This window comes from Nonomuraea rosea (assembly GCF_039539705.1).
GTDB lineage: Bacteria > Actinomycetota > Actinomycetes > Streptosporangiales > Streptosporangiaceae > Nonomuraea > Nonomuraea rosea.
Map to the genome: position 1 here is coordinate 396623 of NZ_BAABDQ010000003.1, position 16524 is coordinate 413146.

Sequence of the window (16524 nt, forward strand, 5' to 3'; positions counted from 1 at the left end):
GAATGCACTGGCACCCCCGCAAGCTCCACGAGAACTACGGACCCGAGGCCCGCTTCGCCGTCGAACGCGAGGCCGAGCTGCCCACCACCGCCTGGGACCGCGAGGTGGCCAGGGGACTGGAGCTCGGCCTGCCCGGCGCCGACTCCATCGTGGACCGGCGCATCCCGACCTTCTCGCGCGGCGAGCTGCCGCACTTCGCCGGCATCAACACCTTCCTCAAGGCCCCGTACGTCGAGGACGTCCGAACCTGCGGCGACTACGACGTGGCCGTGCTCGGCGCGCCGTTCGACGGCGGCACCACGTACCGCCCCGGCACGCGCTTCGGGCCGCAGGGCATCCGCCGGATCTCCGCCCTGTACGGCCCCTACAGCTTCGAGCTCGGCGTGGACCTGCGCGAGTCGATCACAGTGGCGGACCTCGGGGACGTGTTCACGATCCCCGGGAACATCGAGAAGACGTTCGACCAGATCTCGAAGGCCGTCTCGCACGTGTACGCCAGCGGCGCGTTCCCCGTGGTGCTGGGCGGCGACCACTCGATCGGCTACCCGACGGTCCGCGGCGTCGCCGAGCACCTGTCGGGGAACCTGGGGATCATCCACTTCGACCGGCACGTCGACACCCAGGAGACCGACCTCGACGAGCGCATGCACACGACGCCGTGGTTCCACGCGACGGACCTCCCGAACGTGCCGCCGCAGAACCTCGTGCAGATCGGCATCGGCGGCTGGCAGGCGCCCAGGCCGGGCGTGCAGGTGGGGCGCGAGCGCGGGACCACGATCATGACGGTCACCGACTGCGTCGAGATGGGCATCGAGGCCGCCGCCGAGCGGGCGCTGGAGGTGGCCTGGCGCGACGCGGAGGCGGTGTGGCTGTCGTTCGACGTGGACTGCCTGGACGCCGCGTTCGTGCCGGGCACCGGGTGGCCGGAGCCCGGCGGGTTCCTGCCGCGCGAGGTGCTCAAGTTCATCCAGCTCATCGCCGACGCCGCGCCGCTGGCCGGGATCGAGGTGGTCGAGTGCAGCCCGCCGTACGACAACGCCGACATCACCTCGCTGATCGCCACCCGGGTCATCTGCGACACCCTCGGCTGCCTGGTCCGCTCAGGCCACCTGCCGTCGAACAGGAAGGAGACCGCGTCATGAAACGCCGCCCCCTGCGCGCCGCCCTGCTGGCCGCCCTGCTGGTCGTCTGCACGGCCTGCGGCGGCGGCGCACCGTCCGCGCCCGCCACCGGCGCCGCGAAGCAGGCCGTCACCCTCGGCTTCTCGGCCTGGCCCGGCTGGTTCCCCTGGCAGATCGCCCAGGAGAAGGGCCTGTTCGCCAAGAACGGGGTGCAGGCCGAGCTGAAGTACTTCGACAGCTACACCGACAGCCTCACCGCCCTGGCCACCGGCAACATCGACGCCAACAGCCAGACCCTGAACGACACGCTGGCCTCGGTCTCCGGCGGCGCCAAGCAGACGGTGGTGCTGGTGAACGACAACTCCACCGGCAACGACCAGATCATCGCCAGGCCGGGCATCGGGTCCGTCGCGGCGCTGAAGGGCAGGACGGTCGCGGCGGAGCAGGGCACCGTGGACCACTACCTGCTGCTCCTCGCGCTACGCAGGGCGGGGCTCAGCGCGAGCGACATCACGTTCAAACCGCTGCCCACGGATGCCGCGGCGGCGGCGTTCAAGGCGGGGCAGGTGGACGCGGTCGGGGTGTTCGCGCCGTTCACGACGACCGCGCTGGAGCTGCCGGGATCGGCCGCCATCGCCACCTCCAAAGACTTTCCCGGGGCCATCCCGGACCATCTGGTGGTTTCGCGCGCGTTCGCCTCGGAGCGGCCCGAGACCGTCCAGGCGCTGGTGAAGACCTGGTTCGACACGCTGACCTGGATGCAGGGGAACAAGGCGGAGGCGCGGGCGATCATGGCGAAGCGGGCCGGGGTGAGCGAGCAGGACTACGCCGACTACGACGCGGGGACCACGATCTTCACGCTGGCCGACAACAGGGCGGCGTTCAGCTCAGGGAGCCTGGAGAAACAGGCCAAGGAGATCGCCGCCTTCCTCACCGAGTCCGGCCTGGCGGACACCGCGCCGGCGCTGGACGGGCTACTCGATCCGCGTTACGTCCAGGGAGTGTCGTCGTGACCGGGCCGGTGCCGGCCGCCTCCGCCAGGGAGCCGGGACCCGGCGAGCCCGGCGGCGGGCTGCTGCCGGCCCGCCTGGCGCTGGCCGTCGAGCTCGCCCGCGCGTCAGGCCGGAAGGGACGGCCGGTGGCCGGGCAGGGAGCCGCCCGGCGCGGGCGGCCGGGGTCTTGGCGAGGGGCCGGGCGGGCGTTGCCGGGACGGGTCAGGTGGGCGTTGCGGGCGGCGGCGATCGTCGTGCCCCTCGGCCTCTGGGCGGCCGTGAGCTCCATGGGCGTCGTCGATCCGACGTTCCTGCCCTCGCCCGCCGCCGTCGCGCGGGCGTTCGCCGAGATGGCCGGCAGCGGGCAGCTCCTGTCGGACGCGGCGGCCAGCCTGGGCAGGGTCGCCGCCGGGTTCGGCCTGGCGGTGGCGATCTCGGTGCCGCTCGGGATGGCCATGGGCAACTCTCAGGTGGCGCTGGCGCTGCTCGAACCCGTGATCGGCCTGCTGCGCTACCTGCCCGCCTCCGCGTTCATCCCGCTGCTGATCATCTGGCTCGGCCTCGGCGAACCGTCCAAGATCGCGATTCTGGTCATCGGCGTCGTGTTCTTCAACACGCTCATGACCGCGGACGCCGTCCGTGCCGTTCCCGGCGAGCTGCACAAGGCCGCCGCCACCCTCGGCGCGACCCGTGGTGAGGTGCTGCGCAAGGTGGTGTGGCCGTACGCGCTGCCCGGGATGCTGGACGCGATGCGCGTCAACGCCGCAGCCGCGTGGAACTTCGTGGTCGTCGCCGAGCTGATCGCCGCCGAGTCCGGGCTCGGCTACCGGATCGTCCGCGCCCAGCGCTTCCTGCAGACTGACCGGATCTTCGCGGTGCTCGTCGTGATCGGCCTCATCGGGCTGGCCATCGACGTGGGCCTGCGCCTGGTCCGCGCCCGCGTGGGGAGGTGGGCGGCATGACGCTCGTGCTGCGTGACGTGGTCAAGGAGTACGGCGGCCGGCCCGTGCTCGACGGGATCGGCCTGGAGATGGGCCGCGGCGACTTCGTGTGCATGGTCGGGACCAGCGGCTCGGGCAAGTCCACGCTGCTCAGCATGATCGCCGGGCTGGAGCCGGTCACCGCGGGCTCGATCGAGCTCGACGGCGTTCCCGTGCGCGGGCCGGGGCCGGAGCGTGGGCTGGTGTTCCAGTCGGGGGCGCTGTTCCCGTTCCGCACGGTCGCCGAGAACGTCGGGTTCGGCCTGCGCCTGCCCGCCGCTGAGCGGGCGCGCCGGGTCGAGTGGTACCTGTCCGAGGTCGGCCTGCTGCCGCTCGCCGGGGCGCTGCCCAAGGAGCTGTCGGGCGGGCAGCGGCAGCGGGTGGCGATCGCCCGCGCACTGGCCTGCGAGCCGTCCGTACTGCTGCTCGACGAGCCGTTCGGGGCGCTCGACGTACAGACCAAGGAGGACATGCAGGTCTTTCTGCACCAGGTCTGGCAGGACACCGGCGCCACCGTGCTCATGGTCACCCACGACGTGGAGGAGGCGGTGCTGCTCGGGCGGCGCGTGATCGTGCTGTCCTCCGGCCCTGGGCGGGTCGCCGCCGAGCTGCCGGTGCCGCTCGACGGCCCGCGCCGGCTCGCACTCAAGCGGACCCCCGAGTTCCTCGCCCTGCGGGCTCAGGTCGAGGACCTCGTCAGAGGGTACGCGCGCGGCGGCGTGTGAGGATGTCGGGATGGGTCCCACGTTGATCTCGGCAGTACGCCACGGTGAGAGCGAGGCGAACCTCGCCTACCAGGAGGCCGGCACGACGCCGCTGGTCTATGAGCGGGGCGACGACGAGGTGACGCTGACCGAGCTGGGCCGGCTGCAGGCGGCGGCGCTCGGACGGCTGCTGGCCGCGCTGCCCGCCGGCGAGGCGCCGGAACAGGTCTGGTGCTCGCCCTACCTGCGCGCCCTCGACACCTGGCGCCACGCCCAGAAAGCCGCCGGCCAGGCCGCCCGGCGGGCGTCCCAGGAGACCGCGCAGGAGGGCGCGCAGGAGGCCGCGCAGGTGGCTGGGGACGAGGGCGCGCAGGGCGCGTGGGACGGGGATCGGGTTCCGGTCGTCGTGGACGCGCGGCTCAGAGACCAGGAGGCGGGGGAGTTCGCCCGCTACAACCTGGCCGCGATCGAGCGGCTCTACCCCGAGGAGCTGGCCCGCCGGGACGCCGAGGGCGCCTACGCCTTCCGCCCGCCCGGCGGCGAGTCGCTGGGCGACGTCGTGGCCAGGCTCCGTGACTTCCTCGCCGACCTGCGCGAGCGCGCGGACGGCCAGCGGGTGCTGATCGTCGCCCACGACTCGGTGGTGCTCGGCCTGCGCCACGTCCTCGCGCGGAGCCCGGACGCGGAGCTGGCCGCGGTTCTCGGGTACGCGCCGGTGCTGAACGCCTCGGTCTCGATCTGGCGCACCAACGGCGGCCGTCCCGAGCTGCTCCAATTCAACGACGTCGCCCACCTCGTACGGGGCCGCAACGCGTGAACCCCCGCGTACGGGATCAGTCCGTCCGGACGACCAGATCGGCCCGTTCCCTGGTCCGGTCCCCGGCGAACCAGGCCCGCTCCGCCGCGAACCACGCCCGCCACCGCGCCTCCAGCTCCCCGTCCCGATCGAGCACCCGCCGCATCCGCACCGGCTCAGGAGCCTCCACCCAGACGACGTACGCCAGCAGCCCGGACACCGAGGCGCGCGCCGTTCCGACGCCCTCGATGACGAGGACCGGCGCGGCGGGCACGGCCACGCGGCCGCCATATTCCCCGCGTACCCAGTCGTACCTGCGGAAACCCCCAGGAAGCCCGCGCTCCAACGGCCGGAGCACCTGCGATTCGAGCGCGTGGAACCAGCCGCCGGGCCCCTCCTCCCACGGCACGGGAAAATCGTCGCTGTGAATCACCTGGCAATCCAGCGCCGCCCCCAGCCGCCCCGCGAACGTCGTCTTGCCCGACCCCGCAGGGCCGTCCACGGCCACCAGCCGGACGGGACCGCACGTGGGCCGCAGGCTCATGATGCGGTCGGCCAGGTCATTCACCGACCCCAGGGTAGATGACGGACGACGGGCGCCTGAGAGAATGTTCTTTCGCCCCGAACGCAAGTAGGAGGTTGATCTTGCTCGGACCCCTCGGTGACATCGTCGTGCTCGACCTGTCCAGGGCCCTGGCCGGGCCGCACGCCGCGCAGATGCTCGGTGATCTGGGCGCTCGGGTGATCAAGGTCGAACATCCGGACGGAGGCGACGAGTCGCGCGGCTGGGGGCCGCCCTTCGTCGGCCCGGATAACGAAATTTCGACTTATTTCCTGGCAGCCAACCGCAACAAGCAATCCATCGCCGTCGATCTGAAGTCCCCCGAGGGCAAGCAGCTCATCGAGCGCCTCGTCCGCCAGAGTGACGTCCTCGTCGAGAACTTCCGCACCGGCGTGCTCGACCGGCTCGGCTTCTCCACCGAGCGCCTGCACGAGCTCAACCCGCGCCTGGTCATCCTGTCCATCACCGGCTTCGGCCACGACGGCCCCGAGGGCGGCCGCCCGGGCTACGACCAGATCGCCCAGGGAGAGGGCGGCCTGATGTCGCTGACCGGTCCCTCGCCCGACGAGCCCTACCGCGTCGGCGCGTCCATCGCCGACCTGCTCGCCGGCATCCACGGCGCGTACGGCGTGACCGGCGCACTCTACGAGCGCGAGCGCACCGGCAAGGGCCGCGTCGTGCGCACGTCGCTGCTGGCCGCGATCACCGGCGTCCACTCCTACCACGGCACCGCATGGACGGTCGGCGGCAAGGTGCCCGGCGCGAACGGCAATCACCACGCCTCCATCGCCCCCTACGGCGCCTTCCGCTGCGCCGACGGCATGCTGCAGATCGCCGCGGCGAACGACGGCCAGTGGAAGAAGGTCGCCGCGCTACTCGACATCGACCCTGATGTGGCGAAATATGCGACGAACAGGGAGAGATTCGCGCACCGGGATGAGCTGATCGCCGACATGGAAAAGGCCCTGGCCGCCCACGACCGCGGCCATTGGCTGGCCGAGCTGGGCCAGGCCGGAGTGCCCGCGGGCGCGATCAGGTCGATCGACGAGGTCTACACGTGGGACCAGACCCGCTCGCAGGGCCTGGTCGTGGAGGTGGACCACCCGGTGCTCGGCACGATCGAGCTGCCGGGCCCGCCGCTGCGCTTCGACGGGCTGGCCGCACAGGAGCACACCGCGCCCCCCGCGCTCGGCCAGGACGGTGACGCCGTGCTCGCCTGGCTCGAAGAGCGCGAAAGATGAACCGTGTTTTCGTGGCACCGGCCGGTGCTTTCGTGCGTCAACATTGCAACGTTGGCTGACTTCTAGGGAGCGATAGTGAGCCGTCCGGACGCGCGCACACTGATCGAAACGGTCCTCGACAGGGGGTCGTGGAAATCGTGGGACGCGCCGCCCGCCGACCCGGCGGAGCCCGGCTCCTCCTATGCAGAAGAGCTGGCCGCCGCCCGCGTCAAGTCCGGCTACGACGAGGCGGTCATCTCCGGCGAAGGGCTGCTCGGCGGTCGCAGGGTGGCCATCGTGGCCTGCGAGTTCTCGTTCATGGCGGGCTCGATCGGGGTCGCGGCGGCCGAGCGCGTCGTGGCCGCGGTCGAGCGGGCCACCCACGACGGGCTGCCGCTGCTGGCCGCGCCCGCCTCGGGCGGCACGCGCATGCAGGAGGGCGCGCTGGCGTTCGTCCAGATGGTGAAGATCACCGCCGCGATCCAGGCGCACCGGGCCGTCGGCCTGCCGTACCTCGTCTATCTGCGGCATCCGACGACGGGCGGCGTGTTCGCGTCGTGGGGGTCGCTCGGGCACGTCACCGCCGCCGAGCCGGGGGCGCTGATCGGGTTCCTGGGGCCGAGGGTGTTCGAGTCGCTGCACGGTTACGCCTTCCCTGAGGGCGTCCAGGTCGCGGAGAACCTGCACCGCCACGGGCTGTTCGACGCGGTGGTCTCGGCCGACGACGCGCGCGAGGTCGCGATCAGGGCGCTGAGCGTGCTCGCCGCCGACCGGTCCGGCATCGTCGCGGGCCCGGCCCCCGAGGAGGACTTGCGGCCGGTGGAGCCGTGGGAGGCGATCACCCGCTCCCGCCGCGACGACCGCCCAGGAGTCCGTACGCTGCTCAAGCTCGCCGCCTCCGACGTGACGCCGCTGAGCGGCACCGGCGAGGGGGAGAACGAGCCGGGGCTGCTGCTCGCGCTGGCCAGGTTCGGTACGGCGCCCGCGGTGGTGCTGGGCCAGGACCGGCGGCTGCAGCGCGCCAACTCGCCGCTCGGCCCGGCCGGGCTCCGGGTGGCCAGGCGCGGCATGCGGCTGGCCGCCGAGCTCCGCCTGCCCCTGGTCACCGTGATCGACACGGCGGGGGCCGACCTGTCGAAGGCGGCGGAGGAGGGCGGCCTGGCCGCCGAGATCGCCCGCTGCCTGGCCGAGCTCGTCATGCTCGACGCGCCGACCGTCTGCCTGCTGCTCGGCGAGGGCGCCGGCGGCGCGGCCCTGGCGCTGCTGCCCGCCGACCGGGTGCTGTGCGCGCAACACGCCTGGCTGTCGCCGCTGCCGCCGGAAGGCGCCTCGGCCATCCTCTACCGCTCGGTCGACTTCGCCCCCGAGATCGCTCAGGCGCAGCACATCCGCGCCACCGACCTGCGCCGCGACGGCATCGTGGACCGGGTGATCCCCGAGGTGCCCGACGCCGCCTACGAGCCCAGGCAGTTCTGCGAGCGGGTGGGGCGGGCGCTGGAGTACGAGATCGCCGGGCTGCTGGAGGTGAGCCCGGCGGACCGGTTCGCGGCCCGCCAGGCCCGCTATCGCAACCTCGGCCGCTGACCTACGGCCCCTTGGGCTCGTAGGTCCACAGCTCGCGGCCGGCCTCGTCGAAGCCGGTGAAGCGCATGCCGGGCCAGGAGATCCCGCGCTTGCCCGCCTTCTCCGGCACGGTCCCGGCGAACAGCACCACTCCCTGGCCCCACGGGTCGGGCGTCCGCTCGGCGGTGGCCGTGGCGGTGCCGCCGTCCTGCAGGGTGACCTCGATCCTGGCGGTGCCGGGGAGCGCGAAGCCGTACCAGTCGCCCTTCACCTGGCCCCACTGCAGCGGCCGCTCGGCCGCGATCATCGCGCTCAGCTTGCCACCGGGGATGGGCTCGTAGGACACGGGTGCCTTGCCGTCCTTCCAGAACCGCACGCAGTTGCCCGCGTGCAGCACGGCGGTGATCCCCTGGGTCATGGTGTGGCCCTGGCCCTCCTGTTGCTTGACCTCCAAGCAGTCGTGGCGGATGGGGACGATCCGTTCGAGCTGTCTGCCCTTCAGCTTGATGGCGAAGGCGGCGATCCGGGTGGACATGAGGTGATTGAAGTACCAGACCCGGGCGGGAGCGCCCTTGCCGGACACGAACCAGGTGGACAGGCGACGCCCGTCGGGGAGCACCGCGTCGATCGACTCCCAGTCGGCGCCGGCCGTGCCGAACCTGACCGTCGCCCCGGGATCGGGCAGGTAGGTGTCCACCGAGTTGTGAGTGAAGTTGTTCGGGTCGTCGAACGAGGCGGAGGCGCAGCCGCTCCTCTTGCTCCCGTCGGGTCCGACCCCTCCGGAGACGCAGAGCAGGTGGTTCGAGGACCCTTCCTTGACGAACCACACGCGTACGGGTCCGTGGCCGAACTGCTCGGTGCCGGGCAGGGTGATGACGTCGCCCATCTTCCGCATGCCGATGTCGGCGGCGTCCGAGTCGCGCCCGCCATGGTCGATGTGCCAGATCTCCTTGCCGGTGGCGTCGTAGGCGGCGATGCGGTGTCCCGCCTCCCAACCGCCCGGTTTGACCAGGGCGAACAGCCCGACGCTGAGATTCCACGGATCGGGCCTGGTCGTGGCCGTCGCGGTGGCTCCGCCCGCGGTGGTCATCCTGATGGTGGCGACGTCCTTGCGGGCGACGCCGAAGTACAGGTTCTCGGCGCTGCGGCGGTCCAGCGGTCCGGCCTTCAGCAACTGCTCCGATGCGGACCTGATGGCCCCGACGGTCTCGCCGTGGCGGGTCCAGAACAGGGTCGGGCCGTCGTTCTCCTGATAGTGGCCCACCGTGAGCCCGCCGGGCAGCTCGACGGCCGGGCCCAGGGGCCGGTCGATCTGCGCGCCTCTGCCGAGGATGGAGCGGGGCATCTCTGTGGTCCTGCCGTCGGTGTCGGTGAACGAGACCTTCGACACCGGGTCCTGAGCGGGGTACGTCACCGTCCAGATCTGGGACGGCGCCCCGGCCGGGCGCAGCAGCTCACCCTCGATCGTGCGGCCGCCCTTGGTGACCGCCGCGACCGAGGTGGCGTTCTGGCGGGCCACCCCGTAGTCCATGGAGGTGCGCGCGCCGGTCCTCGCCGTGCTCCCCGCGAACCAGCCGGCGCGGTCCAGGAGGTCGCGCATGCCGTCGCAGGAGCCGTACGAGTCCGACTGCTCGACGATGTAGCACAGCTCGGGATTGCCCATCCGGCCTCTGGCGAACCAGAGCCGCAACCGCCCGCCGCCTGCCGGGTCGGCCACGGTCACGGACTCGCCGGCGGCCGTCCTGCCGCTCATGATCTGCCGGTAGAGCTCGCCGGGGTCGTTCGCGGTGTTCCTGCCCAGCCCGCCGTTGAGCAGGATGGGGACGAACACGGTCAGCAGCGCCACCGGCAACGCGGCCACCAGCCAGCGCGCCCTGCTCCGCCGGGGCTCGCGCTCGCGCACCCGCGACCAGGCGTCAGGACTGGCCTCGAAGGTACGCGCACGGGCATCGAAGGCGGATCGCAGCCGCCGCTCCAGGTCGTCGTTCACCGGCTCTCCTCCGTCAAAGCCTGGCCGAGGGCGGCCAGCGCCCTGCTGGCGTGCGTCTTCACCGAGCCGGGCGAGACGCCCATGACCTCGGCGATCTCCCGTTCCGACAGGTCGAGCCAGTACCGCAGCACCATGGCCTCGCGCTGGCGGCGCGGCAGCCCGTCGACGGCCGCCAGCAGCGCGCGGTGCTCCTCGGCGACGAGGACGTGATGCTCGCTGCTGCGCGCGGGCTCAGGGGGATCCGGCCGGCGCAGCCGGATCAGCCGCAGGTGGCGCAGGCGGTTGCGGGTGAGGTTGCAGACGGTCGAGCGCAGGTAGGCCAGGGCGGCCCCGTCGTCGCGCAGCCGTCTCGTGTGCAGCCGGGCGAACGCCTCCTGGGCGATGTCCTCGGGGTCGTCGGCGCCGAGCAGACCCGCCAGGCGTACCAAGGGCTGGTACTGGGCGGCGAACAGCTCGGCGAACGACGGCTGCGCCATGGTCACGGAGTCGATCACACTTCAACAGACACACGAAGCGCCCGTTGGTTGACTAAGGGACCGGAATCCTTTCCACGCGGATCGAGAAGACCTCCTCGCGCGGCACCACGACCTCGTAGGCGCCGTGGTCGACCATCCAGTAGCCCAGCGCCTCGGCCTTCATCCCGCTGTGCCCGGTATAGGCGATGTGCAGGCCGTCCTCGTCCTCGTCGAGCACGATGCACGGCTCGCCGCCGAACGCGCCCACCGTGCGGATGAGCACCAGCCACTCCACCTCGGACCTGGCCACCACCCGCCGCCAGTAGCCGGCCTCGGCGTCGAACCCGTCCAGCTCGACCTCGCTGAACAGCACGACCTGATCGTTGTCGGGCCCGAGCGCGGCGGGCAGGGTGCGCTCGTCGTAGCGGGCCACGAAGCCGGAGGCGACCGGCGTGATGTCCTCGCTCATGCGGCGGGCCGCCAGGTCAGCCCGTCGTAACCGGCGAAGGGGCGCTCGCCGTCCGCGCTCACATGGACGATCTCCGCGCCGGCCGGGATCGGCATCGGCACGGTGTGGAACTGCGGCACCACGTGGTCCGATGACGTGGTGAACCCGTTGCCCGCGAAGGGCGGCGCGTCGCTCCAGTCGCCGCCCATGTGGGGCCCGTACGGCACCGCGTAGGTGTCGACGTCTCGGGCATGCCAGCGCATGAGATAGACCTCCGGCACCTCCGCGAACAGCTCCGACCCGTCGAACGCCAGGTCGAGGCCGTAATAGAGCGACTCAGGCGTGGTCAACCTGACGCAGTCCTGCACCCGGTAGACGTAGCCTGAAATGACCGTGCGCTTGCCCGACAGGTATGGCACGAGCAGACGCGGCGGGACAACCTTCTGCATCTGCGTTCCGCTCACCGTTTCATTTTACGATCGCTTGACCCTGCAACACGCGATGTTGGAGTGACGGCAGTGTCGCTCTGGCCGTTGTGGTCCATTCGTGATCCACCTCCACGACCTGCACACCCGGGCCCGTGCCGAGATCGGCACGCACCACGCCCAGCGGATCGACCAGCATGCTGCGGCCCACGCCGAACCCGTCGGACGACTCGGCCGGATTGGGCGCCTGCCCGACGGCGGCCGTCCACGTCGTGTTCTCCAGTGCCCGCGCCCTGACCAGGGTGACCCAGTGGTCCTCCTTGAGCGGCCCCGAGCCCCAGGCGGCGATCACCGCGAACAGCTCCGCGCCCTGGTCGACCAGCGCTCTGGTCAGCTCGGGGAAACGGATGTCGTAGCAGGTGACCAGCCCGACCCTCAGCCCGGCCAGCTCCACGACCGTCGGCTCCGCGCCGGGCGCGACCAGGTCGGACTCCTTCGCGCCGAACGAGTCGAACAAATGGATCTTCCGGTACGCCCCGCGCACCGCGCCCTCGGCGTCGATGGCCACGGCCGTATTGTGCACCCGATCCTCGCCCGGCTCGAACACGCCGGCGATCACCGCCAGCCCGTGCTGCTTCGCGGCCTCGGCCAGGCCGGACACGAACGGCCCGTCCAGCGGCTCGGCCAGATCCGTGATGCGCCTGCCGTAGCGGGTGAGCGTGGCCTCGGGAAAGATCGCGAGATCGGCGCCCTCGGCTCTGGCCAGCGCCTCCCTGGCCCTTTCGAGGTTCGCCGCCGGATCAGGGGACACCGGGATCTGGCAGAGGGCGATTCTGGTCACGGCCCGACTCTAGCCTGTTGGGCACGCGTCGAAACCAGGTCAGGCATCGCCAAATCCACTCCAGCGGCCCGTACCTGAATCTCGCCAGCCACCACCTGCTCAGCAACGCCTGCGCGATCACGGTCGCCAGCGCCAGCGCCACCACGGACCAGCGGGTCGGGTCGCGGTTGAGCAGCGGCACGACCAGGACGATCACCACGGTTCCCGAGACGTAGTTCGTCAGCGCCGTCCTGCCCAGCGGCTCCAGCGCCGCCGTCAGCCACGGCCACGGTCTCAGGGCGAGCAGCAGCCCCAGCGAGTACGCCGCCGCCCCCGCCAGCGCCGCCACGCTGTAGACGATCCACTCGTTCGTCTGCACCCACCAGCCCATCAGCAGCACGGTGGCCAGCGCGGCGACCCCGAACGCCGGCGCCAGCAGCCACTGAGGCAGCCGCAGCCGCCACAGCCCCATCCCGACCAGGAGCAGGCCGGGGATCAGCCACGCCCCGCCGCCCAGCCAGCCCAGCCCCACGACGACGCCCGCCACCCCCAGCGCCAGGGCCGGCAGGCCGCCGGGCAGGAACGAGACGGGCAGCAGCACCGCCGCGCCCCAGAAGGCGTAGTCGGTCAGCACCTCGCCCTCGTAGAACGTGTGCTGGACCAGCCCGAGGCAGAACAGCCAGAAGAGCCTGCTGAGCAGCGCCCAGCGGCTGTTGCCGCGCAGGAACAGCATGAAGCTGATGCCGAACAGCATCGAGAAGATCGGATAGAACCTGCTCTGGAACAGCGCCTCGACCGCCCAGTCGACCTCGGCGCGCGGCTCCTTGAGCGTGTGCTGCCAGGTGTTGACCAGCATGATCCCGCCCACCGCGAAGCCGCGGAGCGCGTCGAGTTCTCGGATGCGCGTCATAGGAACCAAGTGCACCACCATACGAGGAAACCGGCGCTGATGACGGTTGCCGCGATCTGCGGCCATCCGCGCCGCCGCAGCAGCACCGCGGCGGTCAGTACGGCGGAGCCGGCGGCGACCCAGGTGTAGAGCCACGCCGCGTCGGGGACGCCGACGGCCAGCGCGGTCTCGTTCGTGCTGACCAGGCCGTATACGGACTGGACGACGAGCCCGGCGAACGCCAGTCCCGTCAGGCCGCCGAACGCCGCCAGCGCCCGGCCCTTCAGCGCGCCGGTGACGAGCTGGAGCAGGGACGCGAGCGCGAACAACGCGAAGGGCGCGGCCAGCCAGGGGGACTGCGAGATCCGGTACGGCGCGCCGGTCACGTGCATGGCGGGCGCGGGCCTGACGGTGGTGCCGTCGGAGCAGGGCGAGCCGTCCTTGCGGGCCGGATCGCCGACGAACTCGACGATCTTCCGGCGGGCGCAGGCGTTCGCCAGGAAGACGGCGTGGGAGGTGCGGGCGAACTCCTCGAAGCGGGCGTTCGGCAGGGCTTCGGCGGCGGGCCTGCTGGTCCTGGGGGGCGTGGTGGGGTCGTACTGGCCGCCGAGGACGTAGACCGGGGCCTTCGTGGTGGCGTTGACCGGGCGGGACTTCGGAAGCTGCCAAGCATCACACACCGCTTTATCCCCATTTATGGTGAAAAGTCGGGATTTGGTGGTGAATGTGTTGAACGGGACCTCGTCCTGGCACTGCACCGCGTGATACAGCCCGAACTCGTGCGACACCAGCCCCTCGCCCACGGCGTCCGCCAGCGGGCGCAGCAGCTCGTCGTGGCCCGTCGCCAGCGCGCCGACCATCGCGGGCGCCACCGCAGCCACGTCCGACTCGTGCAGCGCCTCCGCCATGATCGTGGCCACGTCGTCGCCGCTCACCCTGGCCGTGAACGCCCTGCCCAGCAGCGGGTCGGTCGTGGGCACCTGGGCGGGGGAGGCGTTCAGCCTGGCGGTCATCGCCGCGAACGGGTCCCGCACGCCCAGCAGGGCCGCGGTGGCGGTCAGGTTCGCGTCGGCGTCGTCGTACCAGCCCACGCTCTCCGGCAGGAACGAGTCCAGCACCACCGAGCGGACCCCCGCCGGATCCGCCGCGGCCACGTCCAGCATGACCCGGGTGGAATAGCTGACGCCGAACAGGTTCCACGACGCGTACCCGAGCTCCTTCCGCAACGCGACCACGTCGGCCGCGATCTCCTTCGTGTTGTATCCCCGCAGGTCGACGCCCTGCTCCCGGAGCCGGTCGCGGCAGCGCGTGGCGGCCTGGGCGAGGTCGGCGGGCGGGCGCCTGAGCTGCCCGAGCAGCGCCTCGGCCGTCTCGGGGCAGCCCAGCGCGGGCTCGGAGTACCGGTTGCCGCGCTGCTCCACCGCCACCACGTCGCGGTCGGGGAACATCTGGCTCAGGAAGCCCGTGAGCTGCATCGACGCCGACGCGGGGCCGCCGCTCATGTAGACGACGGGGTCCGGCTTGCGGTCCTTGGCGGTCGAGACGCGCACGGCGTAGCCGACCTTGATCTGCCGTTCGGGAGCGTCCCTGCGCTCGGGGACGACCAGGAAACCGCAGGTCGTACGAGGGGGCATGACGACCGGGCAGGGGGCTTCCACGGACGCGCCCGTGGTGAGAATGGGGGGCACGGTCAGGGCGAGGGCGAGCACGACCCGAATGATCACGGGACGAGACTAATAGTGTGGAGCCGTGACGGAACCACTTGTGACCAGGATGCGCGACTTCGGCACGACGATCTTCGCGGAGATGAGCGCGCTCGCCGTACAGACCGGATCGATCAACCTCGGCCAGGGCTTTCCCGACACCGACGGGCCCGCGGCGATGCTCGACCGCGCGGTCCAGGCGATCGAGGCGGGGGCGAACCAGTATCCGCCGGGGCCGGGCGTGCTGGAGCTGCGGCAGGCGATCTCCGAGCACCGGCAGGCCCACTACGGGCTGTCCTACGACCCGGCGGGCGAGATCCTGGTGACGGTGGGCGCGACCGAGGCCATCGCGGCGAGCGTGCTCGCGCTGTGCGAGCCCGGGGACGAGGTGATCGCGTTCGAGCCCTACTACGACTCCTACGCCGCCTCGATCGCGCTGGCCCAGGCCCGGCTGGTGGCCGTGACGATGCGGCCGGTCGCGGGGCGCTTCACGTTCGACCCCGAGGAGCTGCGCGCCGCCGTCACGCCCCGCACCCGGGCGATTCTGGTCAACTCGCCGCACAACCCGACCGGCACGGTGTTCACCCGGGAGGAGCTGACCGTCATCGCGGAGCTGTGCCGGGAGCGCGATCTGATCGCCGTGACGGACGAGGTGTACGAGCACCTGACGTTCGACGGGGTCGAGCACATCCCGCTGGCCACGCTGCCGGGGATGCGGGAGCGCACGGTGATGATCTCGTCGGCGGGCAAGACGTTCTCGGTCACGGGGTGGAAGACCGGCTGGGTGTGCGCCCCTCCCGCGCTGGTCACGGCGGTGCAGACGGTCAAGCAGTTCCTCACGTTCACGGCCGGCGCGCCGTGGCAGGTCGCGGTGGCGTACGGGCTGCGGCACGAGCTGGAGTGGGTCGCGGCGCTGCGGTCGGGGCTCCAGGACAAGCGCGACCGGCTGATGGAGGGGCTGTCGGCGGCCGGGTTCGAGGTGCTCAGGCCGTCGGGGACGTACTTCGTACAGACCGACATCCGGCCGCTGGGCTTCACCGACGGGCTGGAGCTCACGCGACGGCTGCCGGAGCTGGCCGGGGTGGTGGCCATCCCGACGCAGGTGTTCTACGACCACGCCGAGCGCGGTCGGCACTTCGTCAGGTTCGCCTTCTGCAAGAAGGACGAGGTCATCGACGAGGCCGTGACCAGGCTGAAGCACCTCTCACCCTGACCTCCCGCGGCCCCGGGGCCTGACCTTCCGTGATCCGGGGGCCGTTCGGAGCGTCAACGGGGCGACGCGGCCGGGCGGAGGCCGTCGAAGACCACCGCGAGCGTGCGCGCCCGCAGATCGTCGCGCCAGTTGTTGTGCTGCGCCGCCAGGCAGGCGGCGCTCAGCAACGCCAGCAGCTCCTCCATCCCGACATCCCCCCGGACCGCCCCCGCCTCCTGCGCCCGCACCAGTAGCGTCTCGATGGGCGCCTTGATGTCGGGCGCCCCCGCCTTGGCGTCGATCCCCGAGGCGGCCAGGGCGTCGACCAGCACCTTCTTGACCGTCGAATCCGCCACGATCGTGCTGAAGTACTCGAAGAACGCCGCCCCGGCGTCCGCCGCCTGCGCCAGCTCGCCGGCCCGCGTGGCCAGCCGCCGCATCCGGTCCTGGACGATCGCCTGGTAGAGCGCCTCCTTCGTGGGGAACTGGCGGTAGATCGTGCCCACTCCCACCCCGGCCAGCTCGGCGATCTCGCGCATCGACGCGGACAGGCCGTCCCTGGCCAGCACCACCTCGGCGGCGTCCAGCACACGGGCACGGTTGCGCTGCGCGTCGGCACGCATGGCGGTCCTCCTGATTGACAACCGGAACGAGTGTTCCGTAT

17 protein-coding genes are annotated in these 16524 nt (G+C 71.7%); 8 read left to right on the plus strand and 9 right to left on the minus strand.

Annotated features, from left to right (window positions below):
* Positions 1-2 precede the first annotated feature (2 nt).
* Genes ABEA43_RS09300 through ABEA43_RS09320 form a run of 5 tightly spaced genes read left to right on the plus strand, consistent with a single transcriptional unit; the run spans position 3 to position 4614 of the window.
* Positions 3-1142, plus strand: coding sequence for an agmatinase family protein (locus ABEA43_RS09300; RefSeq protein WP_345560261.1), 1140 nt, complete (start codon positions 3-5; stop codon positions 1140-1142).
* Positions 1139-2134 carry an ABC transporter substrate-binding protein gene (locus ABEA43_RS09305; protein WP_345560263.1) on the plus strand — a complete coding sequence of 332 codons (996 nt, stop codon included), beginning with the start codon at positions 1139-1141 and terminating at the stop codon, positions 2132-2134. The genes ABEA43_RS09300 and ABEA43_RS09305 overlap by 4 nt, the downstream gene beginning before the upstream one ends.
* Positions 2131-3075 carry an ABC transporter permease gene (locus ABEA43_RS09310; protein WP_345560266.1) on the plus strand — a complete coding sequence of 315 codons (945 nt, stop codon included), beginning with the start codon at positions 2131-2133 and terminating at the stop codon, positions 3073-3075. Before ABEA43_RS09305 ends, ABEA43_RS09310 begins: the two co-directional genes overlap by 4 nt.
* Positions 3072-3818 (plus strand): ABC transporter ATP-binding protein, encoded by a 747-nt coding sequence (locus tag ABEA43_RS09315; RefSeq protein ID WP_345560268.1) that lies wholly within the window; start codon positions 3072-3074, stop codon positions 3816-3818. Before ABEA43_RS09310 ends, ABEA43_RS09315 begins: the two co-directional genes overlap by 4 nt.
* Positions 3819-3828: 10 nt before the next feature.
* Positions 3829-4614 carry a histidine phosphatase family protein gene (locus ABEA43_RS09320; protein WP_345560270.1) on the plus strand — a complete coding sequence of 262 codons (786 nt, stop codon included), beginning with the start codon at positions 3829-3831 and terminating at the stop codon, positions 4612-4614.
* 16 nt (positions 4615-4630) lie between these two features.
* On the opposite strand, the gene ABEA43_RS09325 is transcribed toward ABEA43_RS09320, so the two are convergent.
* Positions 4631-5161: a uridine kinase family protein gene (locus tag ABEA43_RS09325; protein WP_345560272.1), complete on the minus strand. Its 531-nt coding sequence runs from the start codon at positions 5159-5161 to the stop codon at positions 4631-4633.
* Positions 5162-5238: 77 nt separating this feature from the next.
* Between ABEA43_RS09325 and ABEA43_RS09330 the strand changes: the two genes are divergently transcribed.
* Positions 5239-6396, plus strand: a complete 1158-nt coding sequence (locus tag ABEA43_RS09330; protein ID WP_345560274.1) for a CaiB/BaiF CoA transferase family protein — start codon at positions 5239-5241, stop codon at positions 6394-6396.
* 75 nt (positions 6397-6471) lie between these two features.
* On the plus strand, positions 6472-7959 hold the full coding sequence (locus ABEA43_RS09335) for a carboxyl transferase domain-containing protein (RefSeq protein ID WP_345560276.1): 1488 nt from the start codon (positions 6472-6474) through the stop codon (positions 7957-7959).
* A 1-nt stretch (position 7960) separates the two neighbouring features.
* Here the strand turns inward: ABEA43_RS09335 and ABEA43_RS09340 are convergent, their stop codons facing one another.
* From ABEA43_RS09340 to ABEA43_RS09370, 7 genes are read right to left on the minus strand one after another with little or no spacing between them, the layout of a single operon-like run.
* A complete protein-coding gene (locus ABEA43_RS09340; RefSeq protein ID WP_345560278.1) occupies positions 7961-9928 on the minus strand; it encodes a hypothetical protein in 1968 nt (655 codons plus the stop codon).
* Positions 9925-10404 (minus strand): sigma-70 family RNA polymerase sigma factor, encoded by a 480-nt coding sequence (locus ABEA43_RS09345; protein ID WP_345560801.1) that lies wholly within the window; start codon positions 10402-10404, stop codon positions 9925-9927. Before ABEA43_RS09345 ends, ABEA43_RS09340 begins: the two co-directional genes overlap by 4 nt.
* Before the next feature lie 52 nt (positions 10405-10456).
* Entirely contained in the window at positions 10457-10852 is a 396-nt protein-coding gene (locus ABEA43_RS09350; protein WP_345560280.1) for a hypothetical protein, read from the minus strand.
* On the minus strand, positions 10849-11295 hold the full coding sequence (locus ABEA43_RS09355; RefSeq protein ID WP_345560282.1) for a hypothetical protein: 447 nt from the start codon (positions 11293-11295) through the stop codon (positions 10849-10851). The genes ABEA43_RS09350 and ABEA43_RS09355 overlap by 4 nt, the downstream gene beginning before the upstream one ends.
* Positions 11296-11299: 4 nt before the next feature.
* A complete protein-coding gene (locus tag ABEA43_RS09360) occupies positions 11300-12097 on the minus strand; it encodes a carbon-nitrogen hydrolase family protein (RefSeq protein WP_345560283.1) in 798 nt (265 codons plus the stop codon).
* Complete coding sequence (locus ABEA43_RS09365) at positions 12057-12986, minus strand: DUF418 domain-containing protein (RefSeq protein WP_345560284.1); 930 nt, start codon at positions 12984-12986, stop codon at positions 12057-12059. Before ABEA43_RS09365 ends, ABEA43_RS09360 begins: the two co-directional genes overlap by 41 nt.
* Complete coding sequence (locus ABEA43_RS09370) at positions 12983-14689, minus strand: alpha/beta fold hydrolase (RefSeq protein ID WP_345560285.1); 1707 nt, start codon at positions 14687-14689, stop codon at positions 12983-12985. The genes ABEA43_RS09365 and ABEA43_RS09370 overlap by 4 nt, the downstream gene beginning before the upstream one ends.
* A gap of 25 nt (positions 14690-14714) precedes the next feature.
* On the opposite strand from ABEA43_RS09370, the gene ABEA43_RS09375 reads away from it, so the two are divergent.
* Positions 14715-15881: a pyridoxal phosphate-dependent aminotransferase gene (locus ABEA43_RS09375; protein WP_345560286.1), complete on the plus strand. Its 1167-nt coding sequence runs from the start codon at positions 14715-14717 to the stop codon at positions 15879-15881.
* A gap of 53 nt (positions 15882-15934) precedes the next feature.
* On the opposite strand, the gene ABEA43_RS09380 is transcribed toward ABEA43_RS09375, so the two are convergent.
* A complete protein-coding gene (locus tag ABEA43_RS09380) occupies positions 15935-16483 on the minus strand; it encodes a TetR/AcrR family transcriptional regulator (RefSeq protein ID WP_345560287.1) in 549 nt (182 codons plus the stop codon).
* Positions 16484-16524: the final 41 nt, after the last annotated feature.